Annotated in this window: 12 protein-coding genes; 7 read left to right on the top strand and 5 right to left on the bottom strand. The window is 53.1% G+C overall.

What is annotated here, in order from left to right:
- Positions 1 to 177 precede the first annotated feature (177 nt).
- Genes M6D81_RS11115 through M6D81_RS11125 form a run of 3 tightly spaced genes read left to right on the top strand, consistent with a single transcriptional unit; the run spans position 178 to position 2677 of the window.
- Complete coding sequence (locus M6D81_RS11115) at positions 178 to 1098, top strand: COX15/CtaA family protein (protein ID WP_262676950.1); 921 nt, start codon at positions 178 to 180, stop codon at positions 1096 to 1098.
- Positions 1099 to 1155: 57 nt separating this feature from the next.
- Positions 1156 to 1869, top strand: coding sequence for a Cthe_2314 family HEPN domain-containing protein (locus M6D81_RS11120; RefSeq protein ID WP_262676951.1), 714 nt, complete (start codon positions 1156 to 1158; stop codon positions 1867 to 1869).
- Positions 1870 to 1894: 25 nt separating this feature from the next.
- Positions 1895 to 2677 carry an SDR family oxidoreductase gene (locus tag M6D81_RS11125; protein WP_262676952.1) on the top strand — a complete coding sequence of 261 codons (783 nt, stop codon included), beginning with the start codon at positions 1895 to 1897 and terminating at the stop codon, positions 2675 to 2677.
- A 111-nt stretch (positions 2678 to 2788) separates the two neighbouring features.
- On the opposite strand, the gene M6D81_RS11130 is transcribed toward M6D81_RS11125, so the two are convergent.
- Entirely contained in the window at positions 2789 to 3034 is a 246-nt protein-coding gene (locus M6D81_RS11130; RefSeq protein ID WP_262676953.1) for a NifU family protein, read from the bottom strand.
- 88 nt (positions 3035 to 3122) lie between these two features.
- Between M6D81_RS11130 and M6D81_RS11135 the strand changes: the two genes are divergently transcribed.
- Positions 3123 to 3395 (top strand): YuzB family protein, encoded by a 273-nt coding sequence (locus M6D81_RS11135; RefSeq protein WP_262676954.1) that lies wholly within the window; start codon positions 3123 to 3125, stop codon positions 3393 to 3395.
- 9 nt (positions 3396 to 3404) lie between these two features.
- Here M6D81_RS11135 and M6D81_RS11140 read toward each other — a convergent pair whose 3' ends face one another.
- The 4 genes from M6D81_RS11140 to M6D81_RS11155 form a co-directional block, all read right to left on the bottom strand.
- Entirely contained in the window at positions 3405 to 4472 is a 1068-nt protein-coding gene (locus M6D81_RS11140) for an NAD(P)/FAD-dependent oxidoreductase (RefSeq protein WP_262676955.1), read from the bottom strand.
- Positions 4473 to 4532: 60 nt separating this feature from the next.
- On the bottom strand, positions 4533 to 5636 hold the full coding sequence (gene mqnE / locus M6D81_RS11145) for an aminofutalosine synthase MqnE (protein WP_262676956.1): 1104 nt from the start codon (positions 5634 to 5636) through the stop codon (positions 4533 to 4535).
- A 158-nt stretch (positions 5637 to 5794) separates the two neighbouring features.
- Complete coding sequence (locus M6D81_RS11150) at positions 5795 to 7399, bottom strand: response regulator transcription factor (protein WP_262676957.1); 1605 nt, start codon at positions 7397 to 7399, stop codon at positions 5795 to 5797.
- A gap of 5 nt (positions 7400 to 7404) precedes the next feature.
- Positions 7405 to 9177 carry a cache domain-containing sensor histidine kinase gene (locus M6D81_RS11155; RefSeq protein ID WP_262676958.1) on the bottom strand — a complete coding sequence of 591 codons (1773 nt, stop codon included), beginning with the start codon at positions 9175 to 9177 and terminating at the stop codon, positions 7405 to 7407.
- 178 nt (positions 9178 to 9355) lie between these two features.
- Here M6D81_RS11155 and M6D81_RS11160 point away from each other — a divergent pair, with 178 nt between their 5' ends.
- From M6D81_RS11160 to M6D81_RS11170, 3 genes are all read left to right on the top strand, one after another.
- Complete coding sequence (locus M6D81_RS11160) at positions 9356 to 10264, top strand: carbohydrate ABC transporter permease (protein WP_410795720.1); 909 nt, start codon at positions 9356 to 9358, stop codon at positions 10262 to 10264.
- Positions 10264 to 11100 (top strand): carbohydrate ABC transporter permease, encoded by an 837-nt coding sequence (locus tag M6D81_RS11165; protein ID WP_262676960.1) that lies wholly within the window; start codon positions 10264 to 10266, stop codon positions 11098 to 11100. Before M6D81_RS11160 ends, M6D81_RS11165 begins: the two co-directional genes overlap by 1 nt.
- 129 nt (positions 11101 to 11229) lie before the next feature.
- Positions 11230 to 12522 carry an ABC transporter substrate-binding protein gene (locus M6D81_RS11170; protein ID WP_262676961.1) on the top strand — a complete coding sequence of 431 codons (1293 nt, stop codon included), beginning with the start codon at positions 11230 to 11232 and terminating at the stop codon, positions 12520 to 12522.
- The last annotated feature ends 37 nt before the right edge of the window (positions 12523 to 12559 follow it).

The raw sequence follows: 12559 nt of genomic DNA on the forward strand, positions 1-12559 counted from the left end.
GCCCCGCAGCTTTCTGCGGACCTTGCTGCATCCTAATCACGGATGGATTGGACATACTAACAATGACACAGCCCTTGAAGCGCATTTGTGCGAAGTTTCACATTTTCAACATGGCTTTTGCCGCTTGTTATCGCTATAATTGAACTGTCATATCTCATGGAAATAAGGTGATAACATATGGTATCCGGCCGTTTTCGCACGTTTGCTATCGCATCGTGTATCGGAATGCTTCTTGTACTTCTTGCCGGGGCGCTAGTTACGAATACGGAGTCAGGACGTGGCTGCGGCGACGATTGGCCGTTATGTCACGGGAAGTTCATTCCTGCGTACACGTTGGAATCCATGATTGAATATTCCCATCGCGTCGTCAGCGCGCTGGAAGGATTTCTTGTACTGGGGGTTGCCGTCGCGATGTACCGCAAGTTCAGACGCGATCGTCAAGCCTACAGGGAGCCGATGTATTATGCGGGATTTGCCCTGCTGTTCACGATTATTCAGGCATTGATGGGCGCAGCCGCTGTCATGTGGCCGCAATCTCCGCCGATTATGGCGCTGCACTTCGGCATTTCCATCATCGCCTTTGCAGCAACGCTTCTTCTGGTCATCTGGACGTTCAGGACGCGCAGCGGCATTCCGCAGGAGCCGTCTGTGCCGCGATCTGTTATGCCGTTCGCGCTCGCTTCGGCCGTCTATTGTTATGTCGTTATCTATTTAGGCGCATTCATTCGGCATACGGAATCGGCACATGGCTGTGTCGGCTGGCCGCTTTGTAACGGAGAGGTTATTCCGGAGCTGACCGGAGCGACGGGAATCTCGTTCGTCCACCGCGTTGCTGCTCTTATTCTTGGCCTTATGCTGCTCGGCTTGTACTTGCATATTCGCAAGGTAAGCTCGGGCGAAGGCTTGACGGAGAGCTCATGGTGGGTGGTACTGCTCGTGCTTGCGCAAATATTCAGCGGGGCCATCCTGACAGCGACTGTCGACGACCCCAATACATTCATCTTTACAAGCCTCATTCATAACTTGATCATTGTCGGCTTATTCGGGCTTCTACTGGATATCCTTATCCGTTCATGGCGGTTACGGCCGCATAAGTAGAGGAATCGGATGCGGTCCGGCATGCGAACCAGAGACTAGAGGGGGCAGACGACGCCTATGCTTTACTACATGTTCAATGAATCGGACAGGGAACCGGATGGCGGGTTAGGGGAAACATACAATCTCATGGAGCAGTTCGCACAATATATGGCGAGACTGATCACCGCCGGCAAGGACCCGGATCATAAGCTGAGGAAGTATAAAATCTGGACGCTCGGCCTTCGAGCTTCTCTGCACGAGCTGGAGCAAAGCCAATACGCCGCAAGCGGGTTCAAGCGCAGGATTACGTCCACTTCCGTGGAAGATATGTCTGACGAAGAGAAGCTGAACTACGATCGCTACGTCTATTTTGACAAAAACGGATTTATTCGCGTTTTCTCTCTGCTGGACAAGCTGGGCACGCTGTTGAACGATCTTCTGGAACTGCGGACGGAGAAGATCAAGCCTCACTTCTCTTACTTTACGGTGCTGCGCAACATGCGGGAGAGCAATGAGCATCCGGAATTGAGCCGGAAGCTGAACGAGCTGAAGGAGCGCTACAAGGAGCCGATGAAGCGGCTTCGCAAACGGAGAAATACGGAAATTCATTATATGAATTCGGAAATGCAGGACGATCTGATCCAATTGCACCGGATGTACGGACAGGAAATTCAATTGGAAGATATTCATCTGCAATCGCAAGATTTGACGGATTGCTTGCACCTGAGCATGGAATCGCTTAGATTGACGTTCCAGTATGCTTGCAGGCTTATGCGCAAGCAGTCGGTATAATTCATCCGGGAGAAGGTGAACAGGAATGAAGCTGACTGGCAAAACCGCACTGGTGACGGGAAGTGCCAAAGGCCTTGGGAAGCGCACCGCGCTGCAGCTGGCTGGTGAGGGCTGCAACGTCATCGTTAACTATATGGAGAGCGAGAAGGAAGCCTGTGAGGTTCGCGACCTCATTATCGGAATGGGACGCAAGTCCATCGCCGTACAAGCGGACATCGCAACGCTGGATGGGGCGCACAAGCTTGCCGACGAGGCGGAGAGCTGGGCTGGCGGCGTGGATATTCTGGTGAACAATGCGGGACCGTTCGTCCGCAAGCGCAAGCTGTTCGCCGAATATGACGAGGAGACGATCATACGGCTGATGAACGGCAATCTGCTGAGCGTCATGATGCTGGACCACCGCTTGCTGCCATGGATGAGACAGCAGCGCTGGGGGCGCATTATTCACTTCGGGTTCGGCCATGCCGGAGAAGCAAGATCTTGGCCGCATCGTGCTGTCTACGCCGCAGCGAAGACCGGCCTCGTATCGTTCACGAAGTCGCTGGCCGTCGAGGAAGCTCCGCACGGCATAACCGTGAATCTGATCGGTCCGGGAGATATTCGCGGCGCGAACAAGGAGAGGTCGATCCGGGAGGCGGAGCAGGAGATGGATGCAGAGTCGCCGCTTGGCCGCCCCGGAACGGGAGAGGATGTCTCCCGCGTCATACACTTCCTCTGTCAGCACGAATCAAGCTTCCTGACCGGCAATGTGATCGATGTGACCGGGGGCTTCGATCCTATCCGGGCGAACATTAAAGATATTACATAATAGACTGAGAACCGAACTTTTTGAACTGGCACTAACAGCGAACCAAAAAGAGTCTTACCGAACGGGGAAGCTTGCCGCTTCTTATCGGTAAGACTCTTTGCATGTTGGCGATTAAAATACTTGCTCTACCTCGACTACGCCTTCAACCTCTTCGAGCAATGCACGCTCGATACCGGCCTTCAGCGTAATGGTGGAGCTTGGGCAGCTGCCGCATGCGCCCATCAGGCGAAGCTTCACGATGCCGTCCTCTACGTCTACTAGCTCCACGTCGCCTCCGTCGCGCTGCAGGAACGGGCGAAGCTTATCCAATACGTCCAGTACTTCATCGTACATGGTGTCGCGAACTTGTTCACTCATTGCATTCAACTCCTTTCTCCCCTATTATAGTACAAAGCGATGCAATTGAAAATGGATGTCTATAAATCATAAAGCAAGGTGACCAACAATGTTAAAACCTATGGTTGAATTCTGTGCGAGCAACATGCATCATGGAACCGACGATATTATGAACCGACTTGAGCTGGGTGACGATGTGGAAGTGATGGAATACGGCTGCCTGGGCAATTGCGGCGAATGTTACCTTCGTCCGTTCGCACTTGTGGACGGCACGATCGTGGCTGCCGATACCGTGCAAGAGCTGGATGAAGCCATCAAGCAAGCATTAATTGCTCAGAAGGCAGATCGAGAAGCGCTGGACAAGCTGCTGGACGACCTGTAGGGCCGTCCGTTAGCCCAGATGGCGCTTGGACCGCCATAACACGCCGCTCTTGATCATTCTCGGCACTCTGCCCATAATTGGCGTACTGCCCATGATGCCGAAGCCGCTCTTCTTGCCGAGCGATCCAAGTACGCCCTTCAGCTTGATCTTGCCGAGACGAGGCGTCTTGTCCTGCCAGATCGCAGACAGCACTTCTGCGATCTGCTTGCCTTGCGCGCCTGCGGCCTGCCCGCTTGGCGACAGCGGCAGCGCGGCGCAATCGCCGACCACGTACACGTTATTGTAATCCGGCAGCTGGTGATGAGCGTTAATGACCAAGCGGCCAGCGTTGTCCTTCGGCAAATTCATACGCTGCACCAGCTCTACAGGCTGTATGCCCGCCGTCCATACCGTGATGTCCGTATAGATGGTTTCTCCGGAATTGGAGTCGTGCAGCATGCCCGGTTCCACCTTATGCAGCGATACATGGCCCCGCATCTCGACGTGATGCTCCATGAACCATTCCGCTACGAAGTCCTGCAGCTTGCCGGGGAAAGCGGACATGACCTTCGGTCCCCGGTCCAATATGCGAATATTCAGATCGGGCCGGCTCTCGCGCAGCTCGGAGGCTACCTCCACGCCGCTAAGGCCTCCGCCGACGATCGTCACTTGACCGTATGGCTTGACATCATTCAGACGGGCATACGTGTGGCGGGCGGCCGAGAATGTCTGAATGCTGTTGGCGTACTGCTCCGCGCCATCGATTCCGTGATATTTATCCGTACAGCCAAGTCCGATGACGAGCCATTCATAGGAGATCGGATCGTGGCCTTCCACATGAATGAGCTGAGTCTCCATATCAATGTTCGTCACTTCGCCATACGTAAGCTTCACCCTTGGATCGACAGGGAAGTGGACGCGCAGCTCCAGATCGGATACCGTACCCGCCGCGAGCGCGTAATACTCCGTCTTCAATCCTTGAAACGGCATGCGGTCGATCAAGACGATGGACACGTCATAGGGCATGCCTTTCTCCAACAATTCGTTCGCGATGGCCGTTCCGCCGTATCCGCCACCCAGTATCACTACATTTCTCATCGGTTCCCCAGCTCCATGTTTCATGATGTTGTACGTTAGGTTATGCTTAGAAAGTCAGGTTTACTCGTACACTTTGATTTCATTATAGAACGTATCCCGTTCAACTGGAATACGCCCCGCGCCTTTAATCAGCCAGATCAGATCTTCCCGCGTAATGCCTTCCGGCGTCAATGCGCCTGCAGCATGGCTGATCTTCTCCTTCACGATCGTGCCGTGAGCGTCGGAAGCTCCCATCGTCAGAGCAACCTGCGTCAGCTGCACGCCTATATTAATGAAGTAAGCCTTAATGTGCTGGAAGTTGTCCAGCATTAGCCTGCTTATGGCGATCGTCTTCAAGTCCTCGAAGGCAGAGTTGCGGCGCCGGATGCCCGCTTTCGGATTGATCGGCTGCATCGACAGCGGGATGAATACGAGGAAGCCGTTCGTCTCGTCCTGCAGCTCGCGAATCTGCATCAAATGGCGGACGCGGTCTTCCTTGGATTCAATGGAGCCGTACAGCATGGTCGTATGCGTGCGCAGCCCCAATTGATGGGCCGTCCGGTGAACGTCCAGATACTGGGACACATCCGCCTTGTCGACGCGCATCTTCTTCCTGTAATGATCGGACAGAATCTCGGCCCCGCCGCCGGTTAGCGACTTCAAGCCGGCATCCATGAGCGCCTCCAGCACTTCTTTGTAGGACAATCCGCTGATGCGGGAGAAGAAGTCAATCTCCGCCGCCGTGTAAGCCTTCAAGGTGACATCGGGATATTTGTCTCTTAGCGCCTTTAGCGAATCCACATAGTATTGGAACGACACATGCGGATTATGGCCGCCTACAATATGGAATTCACGCACGCCGGGATGAATATGCTGATCGACATATTCGATCATCTCCTCGCCAGAGAGCGTATAAGCGCCGGGCGCGCCTTCGTCTTTCCGGAAATTGCAGAAGGCGCAATGCGCTTCGCATACGTTCGTGAAGTAGAGACTCATATTTTCGATAAAATAGACCTTCTTGCCGTTCTTGCGAAGGTTCACTTCGTTGGCCAGCTGGCCAATCGTCAATAAATCGTCGGACTCATATAAAAATACGCCTTCCTCCAGCGTCAGACGCTGTCCGTTGCGTACTTTCTCGGCAATTTGCTGCATTCGCTTCTCTTCTGTCGGGATAACAACGTGCATCGAGAAAGCCTCCTTGTGAAAAAAATAACATGCTATATCATTGCATAAGCTGTAACTATTATAAACCTCATTCCCGACAGTGGGCAATATCAAACCTGTTTATTTCCATTTCCATATATGGATGCTCCCAAAAAAGAAGGAAGCATAGTCGCCCGGCCTCAGCCGAGCGTCTGCTCCTTGCGGAATTCTCCCGGATTCATTCCTTCCAGCTTCTTGAATACGCGGCTGAAATACTTCTCATCCTGATAGCCCACCATCTCCGCCACTTGCGCGATCCGCAGATGAGGATTATGCAGCAGCAGCTTCGCCTTGTCGATGCGAATGCGGGTCAAGTATTCCAGCAAGGTCATGCCGTACTCCTGCTTGAACTTGCGTGCGATATATTCCCTGCTCAAGAAGAACCGCGCAGCCACATTCTGCAGAGAGATGTCTTCCAGGTAATGCTGATCGATGTATTGGGCGATATCGTGGATGAAGTGATGCTCTTTCACGTGCTGCTCCGTGAGCACCTTCGATGCCGCCTCCAGTCGCTTGGTCATCATGGCAGTCAGACGTTCCCAAGACAACGCCCCTTCAGTATTGAGCGGAAGAGGGGAAGAGGAAGACAGCTCCTCCGTCCCTTCGTTATGATCCATGACCGCCGCTTCGCCTTCGAACCAGCGCAGCTGCATCCATTCCCATTCGTTATGCCACTGCAGCAGCTGCTCCGGCGATAGATAGCCGTTCTCCTTCACTTGCGCCAGACATTCCGACACAACATCGTGAATCTGATCCCTGCTGTTGCTGAGCGCGGCCAGACGCAGCTTCTCTTCCATCGCTGTCAACCGCACCGCCTTCGGCATGCAGCGGTCGCCCGAAAGCGTATGGAACCGGCTGCTTCCGAGCAGATTCCTCTTCCACAGCGCCTTGGATGCCTCGATGTAGGCTTGCGGCATATGCTGCGGGAAGGAGGAAGCGGCGGAAATGCCGTAATGCGCCCTTCGCTTCAAGGAGAGGAAGATACCGTCGTTGATGTCGCCCAGTACGGACTTTAAAGTCCGGGCTTGATCCCAATAGATAATGACGATATCCTCCTTGCTGTTCAACTGGCGGAAGGCGATGCCGCTCGTACCGAGCACCTCGTTGCATATGTTCGTCAAGGCGAAGAACAGAAGCTGCTGCTGCTGATTGAACATGTCGAGCAGCTCCGCATCCAGCTGCGAGATCGCTATCACTGCGATTGTGCACGATGCGACGGAAGGAGGGATACGGGCTTCCTCTTGCAGCTGAGCGCGAAGGTCCATGCGACTCTGCTCGGTCACCAGGTCCGTCAGCAGCACATCGACGAAGTGAGGCTTCATCTCATTGACTTCGATGCTTTGCTGAAGCATGTGCTGCCGTTGCTCCTCTTCCTTGCGCCAGCTATTGGCCGCTTTCGCAAGGGCTTCGTTAAGCGCCTCCTTCTTCACCGGCTTGAGGATGTAGTCCATCCCCCCGTGGCGCACCGCATGCCTGACATATTCGAAGTTGTCGTAGCCGCTTATGACGATGACCTTCATATGGGGCTTGTTCGTATACAGCCACGATAATAACTCCGCACCGTCTTTGCGGGGCATCCGCATGTCCGTCAGCACGATTTGCGGCGAATAGGCGGCGATCAGCTCGACAGCTTCCTCGCCATCCGCCGCCTGTCTAACTTCCTTAATGCCATGCGCCTCCCAATCGGCCAGCAGTTCAATGGCGCTTCTGACATGCTTCTCATCGTCTACAATTAATACCTTCATGCGGATCACATTCTCCATTCATATTCAATCGTTACCGTTACGCCCTGCGGCTCTCTGTTCGCAATATGCAGCGATGCGTTGTCGTCAGACAGCAGCTGAAGCCGCATCAGTACGTTGTACAAGCCGATAGAAGCCCGGGCGCCGCCGGCTGCGGCCTCATCCTCGTCCTGCCGCTCGTCGAGGCGTTCCGGCTGGTCATGCATCACCCGCTCCAGCTCCGCCTGAATCCGTCTCAGCCTGTCCAGCGGTATGGAGGCGCCGTTGTTCTCAATCTCCAGTCTTAACCTGCCTTCGAATGACACGCTGCTTCGAATCGTCAGCACGCCGCCCTCAGGTCCGTTCGCTAAACCGTGTTTGAAATAGTTTTCCACCAGCGGCTGAAGCGTCATTTTAGGTATGTTGGCCGACAGGCTGTCTTCCTCCAGCTCCCAGACGACCTGGAACTGGGAGTCGAAGCGCTCGCTCTGCAGCTCCAAGTACAAGCGGAGATGGTTCACTTCCTCCTGCAGCGTCACTACCGTCTCATCGCTGCGCATGTTGTAGCGCATCATATCCGCGAGCGACGAGAGCAGCGTATAGACGCGGGGGACGGAATGCTGCAACGCCACGGTACCGATAGACTGCAGCGTGTTGTACAGGAAGTGAGGGTCGATCTGGGCTTGCAGTGCTTGCAGCTGATTTGTCTTATTCGCCAACTCCAGCTTGTACTTACGCAGAATCAGATTGTTGATCGTATCCATCATGCCTCTGAACTGCCGGGACAGGAAGCCGATCTCGTCCTGGCTGTCGATGTGGATATTCGTATCCAGACGTCCCGCTTGAATCTGATTCATGTAGCTGGCAAGCTGCTTGATCGGTCCCGTAATGCGGATCGAGATGTACAGCGTGCCGATAATGACGGCGAGCAGGGCCAAGGCGGCGATGAAGGCGTTGATGGTGATCAGCTCGGTAGAGGTGCGGTACAATACGCTGTGCGGCACCTGCTTCACCAATGTCCAGTCGGCATATGACAAGCCCAGCTTCTCGTACACCCATATCGCATCGCTGTCATCGATTACGCCGGAATGTCCTTGCAGCGATTGCAGCCGGACATGCTTCTCGTCAATCTGCTGCCCCATAAGCGTGTCGTCTCCGGAGTAGATGACGATGCCGTTCTCATCCAGCAAATAAAGCGATTCGTCTGAAGCATCGAACAGCTGCCTGCCTATGTCGGCGATGCCATCCAGCCTTACGTCGATCGCAAGCATGCCAAGCAGCTCGGAGGACGGAATTTTCGTAATGGGGCGGTAGAACGTGTAGACCGTCTCATCCATATTCTCGTTCAGGATGGGCGGGAAGCCGTACCGATGAACGGTGTGCGGCGGTTCAATGCCCGTCCTCTCAACCAGATAAGGCGCGATGGCTTCGTAGGGCTTGTCCCGATATTCTCTTCTCGACACGCTGTTCGTAATGAGTGTGGCGAGCCCGCTCTGGAACGACTGCAGGTAAATTTGATGAATATCCGAGATCGAATTTTGCAATCCTTGTATAGTGGCGTACAATTCCGCCACCGCTTGGAAGTCATCCAGCCCTTTGGATATATTCGTCACGAAATGCGGGTCGGAATAGACGATCATGCTGGCGTGGTTAATATTGTTCAAGTAGTTGACGAGATTCGTTTTCCCTTGAAAAATTAGGCGGGTATTCTCGCTCATCGACTGTTCCTTGATCGATTCTCTCGTATGGAACAAGGTGATGAAGAGCGATAGGGTCAACGGAATGATCGTTACTATAAGCATGAATTGAATAAGTCTCTTGCGTATGCTTATGCTTTGCATAGGTCGTAACGTTTCCCTTCGTTAGTTAGTTCTTTCTTTCACTATCCGTTAGATGGCCGCTGATCAATATCGTGTCCCTAACGGTTCACGATCGTCCGTTTTTATTGTACACGATCTCGGTATACTTAAATTATCAACAATGCAGTGTGCAAAGGGGAGTGTCAACGTGAGATCCAACAAATTGTCTCAGTTCGGACAGCAAGCCGTATTCGTCGGACCTGCCGTCATTTTCTTCTCCCTGATCATTCTCATTCCGTTCATTCTGGGATTGTATTACTCCTTTACGAATTGGAACGGTGTATCGGGAGAAGTATCATGGGTAGGCTTCGACAACTACAAACAAATATTCACAGACGACCCGCAATTCCGCGATTCATTCCTGTTCACGACCAAGTTTACCATTCTTGGCGTGCTGTTGACGAATGTGCTCGGCTTTATGCTGGCTTACTTTTTGACGAAGCCGCTCAAAACGCGGAATGTGCTGCGGACAATCTTCTTTATGCCGAATGTTATCGGCGGCCTTTTGCTCGGTTTTATTTGGCAGTTCATTTTCGTAAGAGGCTTCTCCGCAATCGGCGAAGCGACGGGTATCGGATTTTTCAACCTCCCATGGCTCGGTACGGAAGCGACAGCGTTCTGGGGCATTACGCTGGTATTCGTATGGCAGACGGCCGGTTATCTGATGGTGATCTACATCTCATCCTTGAATAATGTGCCCAAGGATATTCTGGAGGCCGCGGAAATTGACGGTGCGAGCAAGCTGCAAGTACTGCGTTCGGTCATTATTCCGCTCATTATGCCGGCGGCTACGATCTGCTTGTTCCTGGCTATCTCCTGGTCGTTCAAAATGTTCGATCTGAACTTGTCGCTGACGAAGGGCGGACCGTTCGGCTCGACGGAATCGGTTGCCATGAACATCTACAACGAAGCGTTCGACAAGAACCGCTATGGGCTGGGAACAGCCAAGGCGATCATATTCTTCATCATCGTTGCGGTGATTACCAGCCTGCAGGTGAAGCTGACGAAGAGCAGGGAGGTTGAAGCCTGATGGATGTCATTAAAAAGTACAAGACCGGAACCATCATAACAGAAATTGTCATGATTGTGGCAGGGTTAATCTTCCTGGTGCCGTTCTACTTCCTGCTCGTCAACTCTGTGAAATCGTTCGGCGACCTGCTTTCGAATACGGCCGGCTTGCCGGAATCGTTCCAATGGAGCAACTACTCCCGAGCGTTCGAGCTGACGAACTTCCCTTCGGCAATCTGGAACTCTACCGTCATTACCGTCGTGAGCAACGTGCTTATCGTCATGATCAGCTCCATGGCGGCTTACCGGATGGTTCGCAGCAATACGAAGTTCAATCGCATCCTGTTCGTGGTCTTCGTCTCTGCGATGGTTATTCCATTCCAGTCGATCATGATTCCGCTTGTGAAAGTGACGAGCACGCTTAATCTGATGAACAGCATTCCGGGACTTATTGTCGCTTATCTCGGCTTCGGCGTTCCGATGTCGGTCTTCCTGTTCCACGGCTTCGTCAAGTCGATTCCGCTCGAGATTGAAGAAGCGGCTACGGTGGACGGAACGAACGCTTACGGCGTATTCTTCCGGGTAGTGCTTCCGCTTATGAAGCCGATGCTGGTCACCGTGTTCATCTTGAATATGCTCTGGATATGGAACGACTTCCTGCTGCCGTCCATTATGCTGCAATCGCCGGATCTGCGCACTATACCAATTGCGACGAGCGCATTCTTCGGCCAATATACGAAGCAATGGGACTTGGCGCTGCCATCTCTGGTGATGGGGATACTGCCGATCATTATCTTCTTCCTGTTCTTGCAGAAGTATATTATTGAGGGCATTACACAAGGCGCTGTGAAGGGATGACGGGAGGTCACTTCCGTCTACCTGATTGATCAATATTCTGCCTTCAACCGATGGGCTCATCCATCTACAATGAAGGAGTACACAGCATTACAGCAACAGTCAGACTAGAAAAAGGGGAGGCATATTGACATGAAAAAATCTCTAAAAGTAACGGCGGCCATGCTGCTGACATCCTCGTTGCTGCTGTCGGCTTGCGGCAGTGGAAACAGTAAGGAAGGCAACGAAGCTGCCGGCAACGGCGGCAAAGGCGGCGAGACGAAAACAATCAGCATCTTCCAATTGAAGGTTGAAATCGCCGAAGCGCTTAACGGTCTGAAAGCGGAATATGAGAAAGAGCATCCCGGCATTAAACTGGACATTCAAACAGTGGGCGGCGGCGCGGACTACGGCGCGGCTCTAAAGACGAAGTTCGCTTCCGGCGAAGAGCCGGATATCTTCATCAACGGCGGCCACAAGGAGCTGGAGACTTGGATCGACTCGTTGGAAGACTTGTCGAACGAGCCATGGGTAAGCGATCTTGTTGATGTGGCGAAGGAGCCTATGACGAAGGACGGCAAGCTGTACGGCATGCCGGCGAACCTGGAAGGCTACGGCTTCCTGTACAACAAGGACCTGTTCGAGAAAGCGGGCATTACGGAGACGCCGGACACGCTGGCTGAGCTTGAAGATGCGGCGAAGAAGCTTGAAGCTATCGGCGTTACACCGTTCTCGAACGGCTATCAGGAAGTATGGGTGCTGGGTCTGCACTTGCTGAATGTAGCATTCGCGAATCAGGAAGACCCTGACGCATTTATTCAAGGTCTGAACGACGGATCGGCTACGATGGTTGGCAACCCTATATTTGAAGACTGGGTGAACCTGTTCGATCTGACGCTGAAGTACGGCAACAAGAACCCGCTGACGACAGACTACAATACGCAAATGACGCTGTTCGCCAAGGGCGAAGCGGCAATGGCGCAGCAAGGCAACTGGACGCAGGTGCAAATCGACGGCATTACGCCTGGCATGAACGTCGGTATCCTGCCGATGCCGATCAACAACAACGAAGGTCAAGACAAGCTGATGATCGGCGTTCCGACGAACTGGGTTGTGAACAAGAACTCCCCTGTGAAGGAAGAAGCGAAGGATTTCCTGAACTGGCTCGTCACTTCCGAGACAGGCAAGCGTTACATTACGCAAGAGTTCAAATTCATCCCGGCTGTGAAGAGCATTGAAACAAAAGAAGAAGACCTTGGTCCGCTTGGCTCCGAAGTCGTGAAGTACAGCCAGGAAGACAAGGCGCTTAGCTGGAATTTCAACAAATTCCCGGACGGCGGAATGAATGAATTTGCAAGCCCGATGCAGGCTTACGTGGCCGGCAAAATCGATTCGAAACAACTGATCGAAGATTTGCAGAAAGCATGGGTAAGCTTGAATAAATAAAGATTGAACAAGGAAGAGGCGGACACCGGAATAGCGG

The organism is Paenibacillus sp. J5C2022, from assembly GCF_025567625.1.
GTDB lineage: Bacteria > Bacillota > Bacilli > Paenibacillales > Paenibacillaceae > Pristimantibacillus.